Source organism: Psychrosphaera saromensis (assembly GCF_002954545.1).
Lineage (GTDB): Bacteria > Pseudomonadota > Gammaproteobacteria > Enterobacterales > Alteromonadaceae > Psychrosphaera > Psychrosphaera saromensis.
Genome location: NZ_MSCH01000003.1, coordinates 2,516,415 through 2,535,751, shown reverse-complemented (window position 1 = coordinate 2,535,751; position 19,337 = coordinate 2,516,415). Strand labels below are relative to the sequence as shown.

At 36.9% G+C, this 19,337-nt stretch carries 15 protein-coding genes; 9 read left to right on the top strand and 6 right to left on the bottom strand.

Annotation, left to right across the window (positions count from 1 at the left end; translation table 11 throughout):
• Positions 1-313: 313 nt before the first annotated feature.
• The 4 genes from BTO11_RS11525 (at position 314) to BTO11_RS11510 (ending at position 5,491) form a co-directional block, all read left to right on the top strand.
• A complete protein-coding gene (locus BTO11_RS11525) occupies positions 314-1,825 on the top strand; it encodes a GGDEF domain-containing protein (protein ID WP_181135890.1) in 1,512 nt (503 codons plus the stop codon).
• Between the two features lie 73 nt (positions 1,826-1,898).
• Complete coding sequence (gene ppnN / locus BTO11_RS11520) at positions 1,899-3,242, top strand: nucleotide 5'-monophosphate nucleosidase PpnN (RefSeq protein WP_105052739.1); 1,344 nt, start codon at positions 1,899-1,901, stop codon at positions 3,240-3,242.
• A gap of 90 nt (positions 3,243-3,332) precedes the next feature.
• Complete coding sequence (locus tag BTO11_RS11515) at positions 3,333-3,713, top strand: DUF3192 domain-containing protein (RefSeq protein WP_105053749.1); 381 nt, start codon at positions 3,333-3,335, stop codon at positions 3,711-3,713.
• Positions 3,714-3,715: 2 nt separating this feature from the next.
• Positions 3,716-5,491 (top strand): hypothetical protein, encoded by a 1,776-nt coding sequence (locus BTO11_RS11510; RefSeq protein ID WP_105052738.1) that lies wholly within the window; start codon positions 3,716-3,718, stop codon positions 5,489-5,491.
• A 79-nt stretch (positions 5,492-5,570) separates the two neighbouring features.
• Here BTO11_RS11510 and BTO11_RS11505 read toward each other — a convergent pair whose 3' ends face one another.
• The 3 genes from BTO11_RS11505 to BTO11_RS11495 are packed head-to-tail and all read right to left on the bottom strand — an operon-like array spanning position 5,571 to position 7,652.
• Positions 5,571-5,936, bottom strand: a complete 366-nt coding sequence (locus tag BTO11_RS11505; RefSeq protein ID WP_105052737.1) for a DUF423 domain-containing protein — start codon at positions 5,934-5,936, stop codon at positions 5,571-5,573.
• A gap of 59 nt (positions 5,937-5,995) precedes the next feature.
• Complete coding sequence (locus tag BTO11_RS11500; RefSeq protein ID WP_229793386.1) at positions 5,996-6,760, bottom strand: alpha/beta family hydrolase; 765 nt, start codon at positions 6,758-6,760, stop codon at positions 5,996-5,998.
• Positions 6,753-7,652: a transcriptional regulator GcvA gene (locus BTO11_RS11495; RefSeq protein ID WP_105052736.1), complete on the bottom strand. Its 900-nt coding sequence runs from the start codon at positions 7,650-7,652 to the stop codon at positions 6,753-6,755. The genes BTO11_RS11500 and BTO11_RS11495 overlap by 8 nt, the downstream gene beginning before the upstream one ends.
• 230 nt (positions 7,653-7,882) lie before the next feature.
• On the opposite strand from BTO11_RS11495, the gene cysK reads away from it, so the two are divergent.
• A complete protein-coding gene (gene cysK / locus BTO11_RS11490; protein ID WP_105052735.1) occupies positions 7,883-8,851 on the top strand; it encodes a cysteine synthase A in 969 nt (322 codons plus the stop codon).
• Between the two features lie 189 nt (positions 8,852-9,040).
• Positions 9,041-9,508 carry a hypothetical protein gene (locus tag BTO11_RS11485; protein WP_146105486.1) on the top strand — a complete coding sequence of 156 codons (468 nt, stop codon included), beginning with the start codon at positions 9,041-9,043 and terminating at the stop codon, positions 9,506-9,508.
• Positions 9,509-9,617: 109 nt separating this feature from the next.
• Here BTO11_RS11485 and ggt read toward each other — a convergent pair whose 3' ends face one another.
• Positions 9,618-11,354, bottom strand: coding sequence for a gamma-glutamyltransferase (gene ggt / locus BTO11_RS11480; RefSeq protein ID WP_105052733.1), 1,737 nt, complete (start codon positions 11,352-11,354; stop codon positions 9,618-9,620).
• A 93-nt stretch (positions 11,355-11,447) separates the two neighbouring features.
• Here ggt and rrtA point away from each other — a divergent pair, with 93 nt between their 5' ends.
• Complete coding sequence (gene rrtA / locus BTO11_RS11475) at positions 11,448-12,068, top strand: rhombosortase (protein ID WP_105052732.1); 621 nt, start codon at positions 11,448-11,450, stop codon at positions 12,066-12,068.
• Between the two features lie 124 nt (positions 12,069-12,192).
• Here rrtA and BTO11_RS11470 read toward each other — a convergent pair whose 3' ends face one another.
• Both BTO11_RS11470 and BTO11_RS11465 read right to left on the bottom strand, forming a co-directional pair.
• Positions 12,193-14,778 (bottom strand): S9 family peptidase, encoded by a 2,586-nt coding sequence (locus tag BTO11_RS11470; protein ID WP_229793387.1) that lies wholly within the window; start codon positions 14,776-14,778, stop codon positions 12,193-12,195.
• 284 nt (positions 14,779-15,062) lie between these two features.
• A complete protein-coding gene (locus BTO11_RS11465; protein WP_373295208.1) occupies positions 15,063-16,583 on the bottom strand; it encodes a leucyl aminopeptidase family protein in 1,521 nt (506 codons plus the stop codon).
• A 438-nt stretch (positions 16,584-17,021) separates the two neighbouring features.
• On the opposite strand from BTO11_RS11465, the gene rimO reads away from it, so the two are divergent.
• Both rimO and fur read left to right on the top strand, forming a co-directional pair.
• Positions 17,022-18,449 carry a 30S ribosomal protein S12 methylthiotransferase RimO gene (gene rimO / locus BTO11_RS11460; RefSeq protein WP_105052730.1) on the top strand — a complete coding sequence of 476 codons (1,428 nt, stop codon included), beginning with the start codon at positions 17,022-17,024 and terminating at the stop codon, positions 18,447-18,449.
• Positions 18,450-18,562: 113 nt separating this feature from the next.
• Complete coding sequence (gene fur, locus BTO11_RS11455; RefSeq protein WP_105052729.1) at positions 18,563-19,003, top strand: ferric iron uptake transcriptional regulator; 441 nt, start codon at positions 18,563-18,565, stop codon at positions 19,001-19,003.
• The last annotated feature ends 334 nt before the right edge of the window (positions 19,004-19,337 follow it).

The window sequence follows — 19,337 nt, the reverse complement described above, 5'->3', positions numbered from 1 at the left end:
ACAAAACACGTAACCGATTATGTAATATTACAAAATGACTTACATAATGTTTTTTATTCAAGTACAATCAGCCAAACAAGTCCCAACCTTGTTTATATTAATAACAGAGCAGGCCTATAATGATTGTTGAACAATATGAAGAAAACAGCTGGTTGCCTTATTATTTATTAAATAATTAACGCGCCTACCTTTTATCGATAAAAAGCCATCTTAATAGATGGCTTTTTTTTGTTATACCTTTATAGTTAATGACATTACGGGGATTTATTTATCAAACTCTTCTCTTTTTAAATCTTTAAATGCGGACATAAAATTGAACGATAACGTTGACGAAAAAAAACTTGAGCAAGCATTAAAAAACGCAGCTTATAAAGCGTCGTTTGGCTTAGTAGACAAATTAAGTAATGTCACAAAAGGCAGTCATCCAGAATTAGACAGCCAACTCACTAAGTTGAGAAAGTTAGTGACCAAAGACAATGACTTTAAATCGGTACTTAGTGCCATCGAATCTGCAAATGTTAAAGTTAACGCGTTAGAGCAAACCAATAAAGCGTCTCAAATAGCCCTTAAAGATGCATTAATTGAAGCTGGAGAATCCTTACAAAGCACAACAGGATTGCCTGATACGTTAAGACGCCAACTTAGAATGGTGGTTAATAAGTTAAAATCAGGGACTGCAAATATTTTCATCGAATTGCAACCGCAAATCATCCAACTACTTGAGATCTATAGTGCTTTAAATAGTACGTTAAAAAATACAGACTCCCCAAGTGACAGCAAAAAAGACGCAACTCTTTATAACATTACCGAGTTGTTGGTTAAAAATTTAGATAATCTAGCCAAAAGCGATGTATTGGTGCCCTCTTTGGATAAACGCTTAATCCAAATAAAAAACAGCACAGAAGAAAAAAACAAATTAGATCTTTGCATTAAAACCTTCTCAGATGTGATTGAGCAATTTGGCGAAGAGTTTAAACAAACACAAACCTTAGTGTTGAATATAAATTCAGCTCTTGAAGAAGTTCAGCATGTTTTAGTCGAGTCATTGGCTAACTCAAAACATTATGATTTAGAGCTGGGTAAACTCAATGTTCAAATTGAAAAGCAAATTAACGACTTATCCAATAAGTCTGGCAAAGCAAGTAATGTTGAACAGTTACAAGTACTTATTAATAGTAAACTCAACTCAATTACAGACTCTATTAATCAGAAAGAAAATATAGAAAAGCAAAGAACCTCGGAGTTAAATTCAACTCTAACCAAAATGGAATCGAAGCTTTCAACAATGGAAGAAAGAACCTCATTTTATAGAACTAAATGGTTAGAGGAAAAATCTCGCAGCGAAACCGATGCATTAACCGGTTTGCCCAATAGAGGCGCGTATGATAAGAGATTTGATGAAGAATTCCACCGTTGGGTTCGTCATCCAGAGCCTTTATGCTTAGCGATTATCGACATAGATCACTTTAAAAAAATCAATGATAAATATGGTCATAGTGTCGGTGATAAAACCTTACAAATTGTTGCCAAAACACTTAGAAAATATTTTAGAGTTTCTGATTATGTTGCCCGTTATGGTGGTGAAGAATTTACTTGTATTTTGATGGATACAGATCTGAAAAACACTAAGTCACCATTGGAAAAAGTGAGAAAAGCAATAGAAGCTATTCCCTTTGCAATTAAAAACGATCGACTCAATATCACCATTTCTATTGGTGTTTCTATGCTTAACGACACGGACAATACCCATACTCTGTTTGAGCGTGCTGATAAGGCACTTTATGAAGCGAAACAGACTGGCCGAAATAAGACTTGTTACAGATAACAAGTCTCCACGATTTTACCGCCTTATGTCCAATTAAGTCATACCACCTTTATATGATCAAACAGGAGTTTGAATGAGAATACTACTTAACCCGCTTGATGGAATGAATTTACTGTCTCAAAACGAAGTGGCCAAACTACAAAAGTCGTCAAATAGTCCTTTATATACCCTTTTTAGAAGTTGTGCTTTAGCCGTATTAAATGTTGGTCATGAAAGTGATGATTTGTATAACGAGTTCGATGACTTTGATATAAATTTATTAAGCCGCGAACGTGGTCTAAAAATAGAGCTAATCAATCCACCGGAGGCAGCTCTTGTCGATGGAGAAATAATCACAGGGACTCAAGAACATTTACAGTCGGTTATTCGTGACATCTTATTTAATTCATCAAAGTATGAAACAACTGACTTTACCAATAGCGTCGAAGTCACCAATGCCATCTTTGATATTCTTCGTCACGCTAACGTTATCTTACCGACTGACTTACCAAACTTAGTCGTTTGTTGGGGTGGCCACTCGATAAAAGAAAATGAATATAGATACACCAAAGAAATTGGTTATCAATTAGGTTTACGTGGTTTAAATATTTGTACCGGTTGCGGCCCAGGTGCCATGAAAGGTCCAATGAAAGGTGCAGCGCTTGGTCATGCAAAACAACGTATTAAAAACGGTCGCTATTTAGGCCTAACCGAACCAAGTATTATTGCAGCTGAAGCCCCTAACCCAATAGTCAATGAACTGGTGATTTTACCCGATATTGAAAAACGCTTAGAGGCTTTTGTCAGAGTTGCACACGCTATTATTATCTTCCCAGGAGGCGCTGGCACCGCTGAAGAATTGCTATACCTTTTAGGTATCATGCTGAATCCGAACAATAAATCTCAAGTATTACCTATTGTACTGACGGGCCCTGAAGAGTCTATTGCTTACTTTGAAGAGATTGCCGAGTTTGTTGAGTCTACCTTAGGTAAAGAAGCCCGCGATTTATTAAAAATAATGCCTAACGATCCAGTGCGAGTGGCTCAATTTATAAAAGCCAAAATGGTTGAGGTTCGTGACTTTAGACGTTCTGTTGGTGATGCTTATCAATACAACTGGACATTATCTATCGATGCTGACTTCCAGCATAGTTTTGACCCGAGCCACGAAAATATGGCAGCGCTTAATCTCAACCTTGACCAACCAAAGACGCTACTAGCGGCAAGCTTAAGAAAAGCATTTTCTGGTATCGTTGCTGGTAATATAAAAGAACAAGGCGTGTTAGCGGTTAAACAGAAAGGTCCATTTATCCTTACCGGCGATCCTTCTTTGATGCAGAAAATGGATAAATTATTAATGGCATTTGTTGAGCAAGGAAGAATGAAAATGCCTGGAAGTAAATATGAGCCTTGTTATCAAATTAATATAGTTTCATAACAAAAGATAAACTTCTTTTGACAGATAACAAAGTAATCACGTTATAATAAAACCTTATAATAAAAAGAACCTAGTATTAGAGAGCGCATGATGGATAAAAAGGTCGTTAAATTTGTTGTTATTGGATTTGGGTTATATGCAGTATTTGCAGCTTTAGTATTAACGTTTTATGAAGATGATACTGACAATATGGGCTGGGAAGACAGGCAAGCATTCAATAAACGATATATTAGTGCCCTTTCTCTCGATGAAAATATTGAGCGCTCTAACGTGATCCAAACATTAGGTTCGCCAGACCTTACCGAAGCAAAACGTAAAGATGACACAAGCTTTCAAGTAATGTTTTATCGAACTCAGCATTTACAATCAGATGGTATTACAACCAAAGATGAGTGCACACCTATGTTGTTCAAAAATGGATATTTAATTGCTTGGGGCGACAGTGCCTATCAACAATTTAATAACATCTAACTTTGCAAACTGAGCGATTAGCCCCCTATAACCAACTTTGTTTATTGGCATCTGACTGTCATAAGATATTTGTTTCTCGTGCAGAAAGTGATTTAGAAACAAGTATCGATTTATTATTAAATCAAATTGATACTTTATTAGATGTTAGTCCAAACCTTGCTGGGGTCATTTTAAATACCACCAATAAAAGCATGCACTTTGTTGCATCATTTATTTTAAAACAAGCCTGTTTTAGTCGTTCACTTTGTATAAAGTCAAAATTAGACCCAGAGCAAATACATTCATTAATTAAAGCCAGCTTGTTATTGTTATATCTCGTCTTGCCTGAATTAATAGCAGCCAAAAAAGACCACAAACAATTACCTTACTTAAAAAGAGCATTAAACAGCTGCCTGACTAGCAGTTTTCAACTGGCTAAAAAGCTTAAACTGACTGATAACATTACGTTAAAACTGCTGAGCCAAATAGCAGGTGCTAATACCTACTCAAACGCCAATATCTACATGCAATCTTTAGTTGTCGTCTCTTTAAACTGTACGCTAAGCGCATTTGCAGGCTTTAACGACAAACTTACCTTTGGTACCGCGTTAAATCGCTTATTAGCCGCTCAGAGCCCTTTGCAAATAAAGCAGAAACAATTAACGCCTTACAAAGTTGAATTGAGTAAATTGTGTAATTCTTTGTCAGACTTTAATGGCGTACTGGTAAGGTTACGGAGTAAGAACTTAGCTTTGTTGGTCGAACAAAACCCGTCAACACTCCAGCTTGGTATTTTCGAATTTAGCCAAACTTCAATTGATGACGCTACGGAATATGAAGAAGTAGACGCTGAACAGGTTAGAATAATATTACCTCAACAAATCATAGATCAAGCTGTATTAATTGGGTTACTTGCCAGCCATAAATTAGATGCGGATATCGATGCTCAAAATGAATATACCAAGTTAACGTCTATTAATGGCGTTAATCGCTACCGTGCAGATAACGACTGGCGAAATATATCTAGGAGCTTTTTAAGCAACAATAATAAAACCTTATGTAAAGTATTAGCTGATTATCCCGAACAGTCCCAGTTACTGTTAGATTACGCCACGAACAAAAACCGACAACAACAAACGGTGACCGACATTAGTCACGCCATCGCCATGTTAGGCAAAGAGCAGCTATTTCCAACGTTATGTAACGACAACATTAAAGTGAAGCAATACCAGGTAAGAAAAATGGGAGCGGATGTTGTTAATTATAAAATTGATCTGTTTAGCCATATTGCGTCTGAGCTTCATCGTCACACTAATATAGGTTTGCCTAAATATCACGAATTGATTGGCCGTATTTTGATGATAGCGCTAATGACCATTCCAAAGGTATCTTATGCAGCAAGCTCACCTGCGCGTTTAGCCGCGCCAAATGCGGATAAAACCGTTTGTTTATCCGAGTTGTTTGGATTAGCGGCGTTAGATAATTGGAAAAAAATAAGTCTGTTGTTAAGTAAAAGTTGGTTATTGCCAAAAGTGTATACCGATATAATTGAGCAGTACTTTTATTTCTTAGAAAGGGGTAAACGAGTCGAGCAAGACGACAAGCCAATAAACGATAATATTCTATTAATTATAGTGGCAACCTATTTTTTCCAGCACCTAATAAATGGTAAGGCTCAGATCACAGAACACCAAGTTATCGACACTATGCTTAAAAACAGTAAACGAGTCAGAACAACCTTAGACTTTTTATACAAAGCAATCCGTCAATCGGTAACGATTAACACCCCTCTTTCATAACCTATAAAAAAATATAGCAATATGTTGATAGGTTTTGCTTAGTCATTCTTAGCTAGTGCGTTTGGCTAAAAATCATTGGCTAATCCTGCTTAATAATATTTACAATCAAATACAGCCAACACACACCACCTACTGGTGTAAGCATGCCTAATTTTGTTATCCCAGTTAACGCTAATACATAAAGTGAACCACAAAATAATATAATTCCCAAAGCAAACCAGGTTTGGCTACGTATTAATAAACGAGATGACACTAAGTGACTTAACTGTAATATCACTAAGGTATGTACAAACTGATAAAATACAGCCGTTTGCCAAATACCCAATGAGTAACTTGATAAAGAGCCCTTTAAACCATGAGCGGCAAACGCCCCTAAGCCAACCGCTAACAGCCCACTTATAGCGGCAAATAATTTAAATGATTTTGCGTTTAAATGTAATTTCATAAGTCTTTTAAATCGGTATTTTAAGCTAAGATCTTAAATTAGCTTCTTAAATTAGAAGTTCAAATTAACTGATTAATAAAGCCCAATGTATTAGTCACTGCAGTCTTTATATTATCGTCCAATGTAAAACCCGAGGATTTTAATGGTTTAAAACTATGATCGCCCGATGCTATCCACGACAACTGCACCATTTTGTTATCCAACACACTTTTATGTTGTTCCGTACTAAGACTGTTCAAATCGCCAAAGCTATCTCGCTCACCTTGGTTAATTAACAAAGGTACGGTTAATTGTTTAAAGTGCTGAGTTCTATCGGTAAACTTTTCAGGCTTTCCCGGTGGCATAAATGGATAACCTAGGGCAATGCAACCGCGTAGTTTTGCGGTTACATCTGAATTTGGAGTAAAGCTAAGCTTAGGTCCTAATCCAGTTGAGGCACATATTTGCGAAGCAACACGTCCCCCCATACTTTTTCCAGCAATAAACACAGGCAAAGATGAATCTACCGCTAAGATCTCTTGTTCAAACTGTTGTAATAATTGCTTGTTAGGATTTGGCGGTCGGCGTTTACCTGTTTCATACATGGTTTGCATATACAAAAAGTTAAAACTAATCACTTGTATATTTTGCTCTGCAAGCTTAGTACAAAATGAGTCCATAAAATCATTTTGATTTCCCGCACCCGCTCCGTGAGCAATTAGAACGACGGCTTTATCCGACAAATCACTATTTTGGTAAACCGTTCTAACTAGCCCTTGAGCCGTTTTTTGGATAACTGACTTAGGGTTTTGCTTACTGCTTTTTTTAGTTATTTGATCAGACATCTTCTTGTTCCAATCGAACCGCATCTAATAACCAATTTCTAAACGCAACAATTTTAGGTGAGTCTACTTGGCCTTCTCGACACACAAGATAAAACGCATTTTTACTGATTAATACTTCATTAAACGGTGTGACTAAACGGCCAGATTCAATTTCAGGTTTAGCTAATACACTGTTTCCTAATGCGACACCTTGTCCGTGAATTGCAGCTTGTAGCACCATAGAAGAGTGAGAAAAAATAGGCCCTTGATTCACGTTGATATCTTGAACACCAACGACTTTGATCCATTCTTTCCAGTTATTTCTTGAAGTATCGTGTAATAACGTATGATTGACTAAATCAGCAGGAGACGTTAACGCCTTTTCACCACTAAGCAGTAAAGGAGAACAAACCGGAGTTAAGTATTCAGTATATAATTTGTCGGTAAATACGCCCTGCCAATTACCTAAACCATAATAAATAGCGACATCAACATCGTCGGTTAGTGAGTTATCATCATAATCAACGGCTTTAATTTTTACGTCTATGTCTGGGTGTAAGCTAGAAAATTCACTGAGTCTTGGTATCAACCACTGAATGGCAAAACTTGGAGTAAGTGCGATGCTGATAGAACCTTTGGCACCACGAGTTAATAGTCGTTCTGTCGCTTCATATAAATGGACAAAGATATCTTTAATATCTAAATAGTAACTTTGCCCTTCTTCCGTTAATAACAAAGAACGATTACGACGCATAAATAACTTCATGCTTAAATGTTCTTCTAATAACTTAATTTGATGGCTAATAGCAGCTTGAGTTACAAAAAGTTCTTCTGCAGCTTTAGTGAAACTGAGGTTTCTAGCCGCGGCTTCAAAAGCTTTAAGCGAATTTAAAGGGGGTAATCGTCTCGCCATAATTAGTCACTGTCGGATTATTAAATTTAATGAAATCAATTGTAACACCGTATCTTTAGATTGCTAATAACAAAATACCACTACTGTCTATAACTAAAAAAACACGCATTTACATTTTCAAGACCATTAGGTTATAAACAATTTGAATATAATAGTTAAAAATGGAACTTCAGTTAAGCTCACGCTTAGTATTAACTAGCAGCAATTATTAATTCCAGTTAGGAAATAACATGTCAAAAATATTAGCCGATAACACATTATCAATTGGTAACTCGCCACTTGTAAAATTAAACCGCGTTACTGGCGGTAATGTATTTGCAAAAATTGAATCTAGAAACCCGTCGTTCAGTGTAAAAGACAGAATTGGCGCAAACATGGTTTGGGATGCTGAAAAATCAGGTCGTTTAACTAAAGGTAAAGAATTAATTGAAGCGACATCTGGTAATACAGGGATTGCATTAGCATTTGTAGCTGCATCTAAAGGTTACAAATTAACGCTTACTATGCCATCTACGATGAGCCTAGAGCGACGTCAGTTGTTAAAAGCTCTAGGTGCTAACTTAGTGTTGACTGAAGGTCCAAAAGGCATGGGCGGCGCTATCGCTAAAGCACAAGAAATTGTCGCTTCTGACCCTGACAAATATGTTTTACTGCAACAATTTGAAAATCCAGCTAATCCACAAATTCACTTTGAGACTACAGGTCCTGAAATTTGGGAAGCAACGGACGGAAACATTGATGTATTTATCGCAGGTGTTGGTACTGGCGGTACAATTACAGGTGTTAGTCGTTATATCAAACAAGAAAAAGGCAAAAACATTGAGTCAATCGCAGTAGAGCCTGTCGATTCTCCAGTGATCAGCCAAAAACTTAAAGGCGACGAACTTAAACCTGGTCCTCATAAAATACAAGGGATTGGCGCAGGCTTCATTCCAGGTAACTTAGACTTAAGTGTTATCGACCGTGCTGAGTCAGTTTCTAATGAAGAAGCGATTGCTATGTCACATCGTTTAATGAAAGAAGAAGGTATTTTAGCGGGTATTTCTTCTGGCGCTGCGGTTGTTGTAGCTAAACGTTTAGCTGAAACACCTGAGTACGCAGATAAAAACATTGTTGTTATCTTACCTAGCTCAGCAGAAAGATACCTATCTACTGCTTTATTCTCTGATGTATTCAGTGACGACGAACTAGTACAGTAATAAGCTCGTCTATAAATTATTAGTATAATTAAAACGCCGTTGAATAGTAATTCAACGGCGTTTTTTGTGTCTAGTGACGCTAATTACTGCTGCATAAATATAAGATTTTCACTCTTTATTTTGTTTTTATAAAATATTTCCTTATATATGCCTGATTTTTGGTTACAATATAACTAACTTAGATAAAAAGTGAGTAGAACATTGAAGTTCTTTAAACTAGTAACATTAATATTGTCGTTGAATTTAATCACGGCTTGTAGTGAATCAAATGACGACCTTCCAGCGTTTGCAAATCCAGATGCTCCTGAATATAGAGCCTTAGCATTTTTTGGTGCCATTTATAATGAACGAGATGTAGTTAAAGCTCAGGAGCATGCGACGCCAAAGTTATCACGTATCATTACTTCTTATGGAACAGCTCGTAGCTACGCCCGTTATGTATTAAACCTACAAATGGATCCAGGTGTAGAGTTGAAAATTGACCGTTCATTAAATCAAGTGACTACAGGTAAAGCGAATGAGTCATCGGTTAACATTCTTTTTACTGGAATGTTAAATGACAACAGAATTAACGATGTAAGAAAAGTTAACTTTCTAAAAATAGATGGCGATTGGTTAATTGACAGCATTGATGATGACCCTTACGCAAAAAAATAGTCATATAAAATATTTTTTCATGTAACAAACATCCACGAAAAAAGCTCAGTTCAATTTGAACTGAGCTTTTTATTATCTGTAACCATTTTACTGTATAACGATTAGCTTATTAAAGCCCTACTGAAGTCCCTTCTCGTCTTGGGTCTGCAGCTCCTTGCCAACCTTTATTCGTTTTTAATATGCCATGAACACCCGACGTCATCTGGATCATATTAACCGTATGACCAAGTTGTTCTAAATCAGCTTTTATTTTATCCAGAGGTGTATTTATTTCTAACGAAGTTGCACCATTACGATTTGAAACTCTAGGTAAATTAGCTGCAGCTTGCATATCTAAACCATAATCTAACAAACCAATTAATGCATATGCCACATAGTTGATAATTCGACTACCACCTGGAGATCCCAGAACAGCAAATACTTCACCATCCTTTAATACAATAACTGGCGACATTGAGCTACGTGGACGTTTACCACTTTCAACTCGATTAGCAACCAACTTGCCATCCTTAACAGGGTCCAATGAAAAGTCAGTTAACTGGTTGTTTAAGATAAACCCATCAACCATAACAGTTGAGCCAAAAGCCATTTCAATGGTTGTTGTCATAGATAAAGCATTACCAAAACTATCAACTATAGACATATGGCTAGTATTTGGCTGAGCGATTGAGGTATTGGAAGCCAACTCTTGTGTACCAATAGTGCCAGCTTGTGCGGTTCCTAAATCTTTTTTACTGGATATCAACAAACGTCTGCTTGCCAAATAGTCTTTATTTAAAAAACCATCAACTGGCACAGCGATAAAGTCGCTGTCGGCTAAGTATTTATTTCTATCTGCAAATGCTAATTTTGCCGCTTGGGTATAAAGATGAACTGTTTCAGCGCTGTCTATTGGATGAGACGGAAGATCAAAAGGTTCTAGTAGTTTCAGCATTTGCAAGACGGTTAATCCACCAGAGCTTGGTGGTCCCATACTACAGATTTCGTAGTTACCCGTTGCAGCTTTATAATCTGTACAAACCGCTGGACGTTCTTTTGATGTGTAATTTTTAAGATCAGATAAAGACAATTTCCCAGGCGCTATTGATGCTGTTTGCACAGCAGCAACTATGTGTTTTGCCGTTTCACCTTGGTAAAATTCTTCAACACCTTTGTTTGCAATACGTTTGAGGGTATTTGCATACGGTTTATTCACCAGCAACTGCCCTTCTTGAATGGCTTGACCATTTGGATAAAAGTAGTCATTAATGGTTTGTAATTTTTTCATCCCAGGATTTGAAACGATAGCAACCAGCTTAGCTAATCTAGGGCTTACTAAAAAACCTTGGTCAGCCAATTCAATTGCGGGCTGGAATAATACTTTCCATGGTAACTTCCCTTGTTCTTGATGTAACTGCCATAACATTTTTAAAACACCTGGCGTACCAACAGAGCGCCCACCTACAACGGCATCAATCCAGCTTACTGGCTTGCCGTTATCATCTAGAAATAATTCTGGTGTCGCATCAGCTGGGGCAGTTTCACGTCCGTCATAACTTTTAACCTGCTTACTTTTACCGTCATACCACATTAAAAATGCACCACCTCCGATACCCGATGATTGTGGTTCAACTAAATTTAATACCAGTTGTACGGCTATAGCAGCATCAACTGCACTACCACCTTGTTTTAACATTTGCACACCTGCGTTAACCGCATGTGGGTTGGCAGCGCTGACCATTGCCTTGTCTGAATAACTGGCTTTTGTATAATTAAGGCCGGTAAAAGCTTCTGGTGTTGCCCTTGATGGCTCATTACTGAACACTGGAGTTGCAAATAACACTAAAATAAGACTAAATACGCGCATTATAGATTGACCTCATGACTAATCGATTGGGTTAATATTAACAATATAAAAGTTAAAACACAGTTTAATTTTTATAATTACCTAGGGATAACAATGTTAGGTTTTCCAACACAAAAACAATACCTTACAGCCCCACTTTGTTTTATAGCTATTCTATTTCTGCTAGAGGTCACTAAACCTGTGAGTATGCAATGGTTTGGCTTTATCCCCGGCGATATTTTAAACGGTGAAGTTTGGCGCTTAATGACCGGACAAATGTTACACACGAATTTTAATCACGTACTGTTGAATGTCAGTGGCGTCGCCCTAGTTTGGGCATTACATGGCGAATATTACAATACTAAGCACTATGTTGTAGCCATCTGTATTAGCTTGATATTGGTAGGTATTGGTATTTTGTTATTTGGTGGTAACACTAACTATGCTGGCGTGTCGGGTATTTTGCATACCCTGATTGTTTACGGCGCTATCATCGATATTAAAAAGCATGAAAAAACTGGCTGGTTATTATTAATTGGGATCACAGCTAAAGTTTTATATGAATTAATTGTAGGGCCTGCTCAATCTACTAAAGATCTTATTCAAGCTGATGTTGCCGTGGAAGCACACTTAATCGGCTGTATTGTTGGTATTTTGATGGGATTAGGTTACTTGTTTTTTAATAAAGCAGAGCCCAATAAAGTAGATCCAAATAAAGTAAGTTTAAATAAATAACCCCTTAGCCTGACAAAATAACATTAAGAAAACAAAAAGGCCTGTATTAACAGGCCTTCTCTATTTTTGCTAACGACTAGTCGTGACTAGCGTTCTCTGAAAGCAAATGTAAAAGTAAGTAATATTATAAATTAGTTTCGAACAATTTATAAATACGACGGTATTCATCTAACCAACTTGATGGTTGTTGAAAGCCGTGCGCTTCAACCGGATAAATAGCCGTTTCAAAATTCTCTTTTTCTAATTCAATCATGCGCTGCACCAATCGAACGGTATCAACAAAAAATACATTGTTATCAACCATAGGCGCGTTGATCAATAATGGTTTTTGTAAACCTTCTGCAAAATAAATCGGCGAGCTTTTACGATAAGCAATCATATCGTCTTCAGGTCGGTTTAGTATATTAGATGTATAACCGTCATTATAATGCGCCCAGTCAGATACTGGTCTTAATGCGGCTCCAGCTTGAAATAACTCAGGTTCGTTAAATAGTGCCATGTACGTCATAAAGCCACCGTATGAACCACCATAAGTCCCAATACGACCTCTATCAACATTCGCATTTTGAACCAACCAGTTAACCCCGTCTTTTAAATCTTGAATTTCTGGTGTTCCCATTTGACGATAAATTGCAGTACGCCAATCACGCCCGTAACCTTTTGAGGCTCTGTAATCCATGTCCATTACCACATAACCTTGCTGCGCTAACATGCTATGGAACATAAATTCTCTAAAGTAGCCAGACCAACCAAAGTGACTATTTTGTAAGTAGCCAGCACCGTGATTAAAAATCACCGCTTTGCGTTTTTCACCCGCTTTATAATCTGCCGGATAATACACTTTCGCGTATATAGGTTGATCAGTATAAGAAGAGGCAACTTCAACTACTTCAGGCTTAGTCCAAGGCATAGCTTTAAATTCTTCAGACACTGTGTTGGTTAATCTAACAGCATCACCTGAACCATCAGCATTAACTAAATAAAGCTCTTCTGGCGTCAATAAGTTTGAGTGAGTTACTAACAAATGACTTTCATCTGGACTCATTTCAAATGAGTTGTTACCTTTTAAATTAGTTATTGCTGTAGGCTTTTTAACTTTACTTTCGTCACTGTCTACACGATAAACTTGATAATTACCTGGGTGATTAACATTAGCTCTAAAGTAAAACGAGCTATCGTCTTTAGTTAACAGGATTTCTGAAGATTCGTATTTACCAGCCGTTATCTGATTTACACTTCTAGAGTCAACCGACTTAGTATAAATATGAGAGTAACCGGTTTGTTCAGATAAAAAGTACAAGGTTTCTGAGTTATTAAACCAACCAAAGTCATTAAAGGTATAGTTAATCCAAGCGTCATCATGTAATTGATGTTGAGGTACAAATTTCTTACGTTTAAAGTCTACAGTAGCAATCCAGCGATCTTTGTTATCCCAAGCTTCTAACATAACCGCGACTTGTTCGCCGGATTTATGCCATTGAACAGCACCTTGCGACCAACTCCAATCAACAATTAAGTTAATGGTTCTTGGCTCTTTTCTACTTTTATATTTCTCGCCTCTTTCACGATAGTTTTCGATTTTCACAGACTTAAGCACATCTTTATCAAAGTCTGGCAAAGTATCTATCGATAATTTATCAACCTGTTTGCTCGCAATATCAACCAACCAATAATTCTGTTGATTTGGTGTTGCATCTGCAACTCGAGGTCTTACTTGGTCAAACTGTATGCGACCATCATTTCCAATGTAGTTAGGCATTAAATCGCCTTTTGAACGCCACGGTACATCTTTACTTGTCACAACAAATAGTCGGTCACCTTTAGGTGATATTTCTGCGCTAACCAAACGTTGGCCTTCGCCAAAATAAACTGAGCTGTTGGTCACGCGTAAATCATTTTCTTTTATCGCTTTTTTCTGATTAAAGCGTTCTAGCGTTTTGTTTTGTTTATTCACTACATAGTCAATTAACTCGTGCTGCTCTTGCGCTATGATATCGTCTGATACTTCTGGTGCTTTTGGTGGCTCAGCCATTTCTAGCTTAATAAGCTCTGAAGTTAAATTGGTGGTTAAGTCTATCGAGAAAACCGTTTCGCCTGCCCAATAAATTAATGAGTCGTTATTTAAAAACTGAGGCGATGACTCTCTTGCTGAGGTGTTGGTCAATTGTATAATTTGAGCACTGTCGTCTGATACTTCATCGATAAGTTCATCTAAAATAGTATCTTTTACATCTGCACCATCAGAAACCTCAGCTAGTTCGGCTGAAACGTCTTCTAAACTAGCTTCGGTTGTCTCGTCTGAATTAGAAATAGCATCTAATAAATATATATCACCTTCATATACATAAGCTGCTTGTTTTCCATCTTGGCTATAAACCAACTCATCCAGTTTCACTTGGTAAAAGTCAGCTAATGCCGTTTGTTGGATCTCTTTAGTATCTAGGTTTAGGACAAATGTATCTTTTAATGTGGTTTCTAGTGCGCCTTGCTCTTTATTTTTTTCAAAAACAATCGTGTTAGAACCGGGTAGCCAGTGCGCATTTTGTGGTGAATTACTAATCCATTTAGGATCAGACATTATTTTCTTAAGTTCAATTGGCTGAACTAAAACAGGTTCTTTAGTTTGTTCATTAATTGCTTCTTTTGATGAAACCCAAGAACTAAAGCCTAACGTAATAATACAAGCATAAACAATGTGCTTTGACGCCATAATAATTTTCCTTACATTTAGATGATCATATTAAAGCATGCACAACTAAAAATACGCAACCGTTCAACGACATATAACTGATATTAACCGTTAAATGTCCATGAATAATTCTCATCAAAGAGAAAAAGTAGGCAGAAATAGTTGTAAAAACACTAAGTTTTAAATGAAAAAATAAAAAAGCACCAAACAAATGGTGCTTTTTATTCAAATCAAGTAATCGTAAAACTACGAATTTACGGTTTCTTTTAAATCAGCGTTACTGAAACGCAATCCAACTTTACTATTTATTGTTTTTCGCGAGTCAAAATCCACTCAGTTAATAATCTTACACCGTAGCCAGTTGCACCTTTGGGTGATTCGTCTTTTGCAGATTTAATTAAAGCATTACCTGCTATATCTAAATGAGCCCACTTAGTATCACCGGCAAAGTGCTGTAAAAAAGTGGCGGCTGTTGTAGCGCCTGGTCCACCAGTACCTGTATTTCTTAAATCGGCTATATCGCTTTTCAATTTCCCTTTATAACCTAAAGGCAAACGCCACAAATGTTCGTTAACTTGTTTACCCGCAAAAGTTAACTCTTGCACTAATTGATCGTCAGCTGAAAAAATAGCACCATATTCAGTACCTACGGCTCCAATTTTAGAACCCGTTAATGTTGCAATATCAATCATAATTTCAGGGTTGTAATTCTTACGGGCGTACCACATTGCATCAGAAAGTGCTAAACGCCCTTCTGCATCAGTGCTAATAACCTCAACCGATATACCTTCTGCGGTTAATAGTACATCGCCTGGGAGAATTGCTTTCTCTGACACCATATTCGCAGCCATTCCCATTACAGCAACAACGTTTACTTTAGCTTTCATCATAGCTAAGGCTTTAACTGTACCTAAAGCCGTTGCAGCCCCCCCCATGTCTTTTTTCTGTAATACCATATTCTTCGTTTTGATATTGTATCCACCCGTATCAAAGGTAATACCTTTGCCCGCCAATACAATCGGAGTGTCATTATTACCTTCATAATGGGCAATAATTAATCGTGCACCATGAAGACTGCCTCGACCTACACCTTCAAGGGCGTTCATGTTAAGCTTTTTAAGCTCTTTAGGTGTTAATACTTTTATTTTTACGCCGTACTTTTTCAACGTTTTTGCCGCCTCAACAAACTCAACCGGTGTCATTGCCGTCCCAGTTTCGTTTGTTAAGTCACGCGCTAAGAACACACCGCTTTCTATATAACTTAATGGTAGATAAGCTTTAGTTGCTGCTTTGCCATCACTTACGTCAAAGTAGTAGTTTTTTTCTTGACGCTTTTCTTTAAGGTATTTATCAAAGCTATAAGCACGTAAGCTAATACCATGCGCTAATAACGCACTGGTTTCTGCATTACTGCCATCTAGATCATCAGCAGCAATGGTAATATTAGAAATTGATTTTTTCTCAAGTTTTGCAGATAAATTAGCGCCTAATTTTGTTAGCTTGTCTTTAGAAAGCGTTTTTTCACCCGTACCAACAATCACGACACGTTGATAAGCTAAGTTGTTTGGCGCTAAGATTTCAATAAATTTACCGTAATTACCTTTAAAGTTAATCGCGGCAATCGCTTTATCAAGCTGTCCATTCGCTTTTTTATTATATTTTTCATATATCATATTCGATTGGTTTTTACCGTGAAACACAACCAATGTATCAGTCGTTTTGCTGACACTGGTTTCAAATGTTATTTTTTCGGCAGCTGCAATTGATGAGCAAGTTAGTGCTGTAAGTCCAATAACAAGTCTGGATAATTTGAATAGCATTTTAATGGCCTTCCTTAATAAGTAGAAAAACAGAACGTAAGCTATTGTAAATAAGAATAAAAGTCGAACGTTTAAATTTCATGCGTTCAATTATGTTTTATTACGATGTATGACATGACAGTTACATCTTATTATTTCTATTGTCTTGTCGCCGATTTGCACGTTCTGATTTTAGAGCCGTCGTTTTCAATAGCAAGAGTTGTGCTAACCGTAGTGATGACTAATCGTATTATGATTAGTTTTTGGACTTTAAACTGTCATTTACCAAACCTCAATTAACTAATAATTTTCAACAATCTATAACCGTTAGATAAACCGGACATTGTGATTTAATTGTGATGTTTTGGTATTTAATATCCACTTTAGGATATCTACTCATACCACCTAAGTTATGTTTGCTATATAATACGCGCAATTTTAACGCCTTATTTTTTTAGAGACAAAATGACAGTAAACAAATTCGACCCTGCGAAAGCAAAACAAACCACTACTTTAGAAACACCGGTTAAGGTGATTGAACAACAGCACGAACAAGCTGCTAAAGATGGTCAGTCTTTTGATATTGGAAGTCGTATAGGATTTATTAGTCTTGGTTGTCCAAAAAACCTTGTGGATTCAGAGCGTATTCTTACTCAGTTACGTACTGAAGGTTATGAAGTGGTCAACACTTATAACGACTCTGACTTAGTTATTGTTAACACTTGTGGCTTTATTGATACTGCAGTACAAGAATCATTAGATACCATTGGTGAAGCACTAAAAGAAAACGGACGCGTTATCGTAACCGGCTGTTTAGGTGTTAAAGACGATGAAATTCGCGAAATCCACCCAAATGTTCTTGCGGTTACTGGTCCTCACGCTTACGAAGAAGTGTTAAATCAAGTTCACCAACATTTACCAAAACCAGAACATAACCCGTTTGAACATTTAGTGCCGGACCATGGCGTTAAATTAACACCAAAACATTTTGCTTATTTAAAGATATCTGAAGGTTGTAACCACAGATGTACTTTCTGCATCATTCCGTCAATGCGGGGTGATTTAGTTTCTCGTCCAATCGGTGAAGTGCTATCAGAAGCCGAGCGCTTAAAAGCCGCTGGCGTAAAAGAACTATTAGTTATTTCGCAAGACACTAGCGCATACGGTGTTGATGTAAAACACAAGATGGATTTTTGGAACGGCGCGCCAGTAAAAACAGATATGAAAACCTTGTGTGAAAAACTAGGTGAAATGGGCATGTGGGTTCGTCTACATTATGTTTACCCTTACCCGTCAGTTGATAAAGTAATACCACTTATGAGCCAAGGTAAATTACTACCTTACTTAGATATACCTTTTCAGCATGCCAGTCCTAAAATACTTAAAGCGATGAAACGCCCAGGCCAAGCAGAAAAAGTACTTGAACGCATTCAAAAATGGCGTGATATTTGTCCTGAAATTGTCATTCGTTCTACCTTCATTGTTGGTTTCCCTGGTGAAACTGAAGAAGACTTCCAAATGTTATTAGATTGGTTGGAAGACGCTCAGTTAGACCGTGTTGGGTGTTTCAAGTACAGCGCAGTTGAAGGTGCAAAAGCCAATGAAATTGAAGGCCAAGTTGATGAAGATGTGAAAGAACAGCGTTATGCTCGTTTCATGGAAAAACAACAAGTTATTAGCACCAATAAATTAAAAGCTAAAATTGGTAAAACCATGTCCGTTTTAATTGACGAAGTTGATGAAGAAGGCGCGATTGGCAGAACCTTTGCTGATGCACCGGAAATTGATGGTATGGTGTACCTAAATGGCGAAACTAATCTAGAAGCTGGGCAGTTAGTAGACGTTAAAATCGACCATTCCGATGAATACGATTTATGGGCAAGCACGATATAACCAATTATTAGGCAGTAAATAACAGTAAAAAATAACCTTAATTTACTTATGGTTTAATTACTTGCTTTTATTGCCTATAATCACAATCAAATTAATAAGAAGAAAAATTACAAATGATTGAAAACGATCTTCAACTAAAAAACGCCGGACTAAAAGTTACCTCTCCAAGACTTAAAGTGTTAGAGATACTTAAATCTATTCCTGACGAACATATAAGTGCTGAAGACCTTTATAAGTTGATGTTAGAGCAGGATGCTGAAATTGGATTAGCCACTATTTATCGAGTGCTTAATCAATTTGACGATGCCGGTATTGTGACACGCCATCATTTTGAAGGTGGTAAATCTGTATTTGAATTAAGTGATAAACATCATCACGATCATTTAGTTTGTTTAAAATGTGGCAAAGTTATCGAATTTGAAGATGATGTTATTGAACAACATCAACTTATGGTAGCAGAACGTTACAATGTAAAACTAACACACCACAGCTTATATCTTTACGGTGAATGTAATGACACGAAAGCTTGTGACGAATACAAAAAAGCTAATTAATCTCGCTTAAAAAACAAGCTTGCAAATTATAAAAAAGTCCTATTATGAGTAAATCATAATAGGACTTTTTTATGCTCTTAAATCTCACGTAAAACGTTTTCTCCCCCTATCCATACAACAATATGCTAATACTGATACATGGCTTCTAACGCTTCAAATATAAGTTAGGTTGTTTGCGGGCCATCTCGTAGTTTTTCTTATGCAACAACTTCATTACCAATTGTATATAACAGTGTCACCCACTTTAAATGGGTGAAGTTTAAATACTTTGTAAATTGGGGTACATGCTAAAAAATGTATTTCATATTTTAAATACCGTCTAATAATTAGCTAA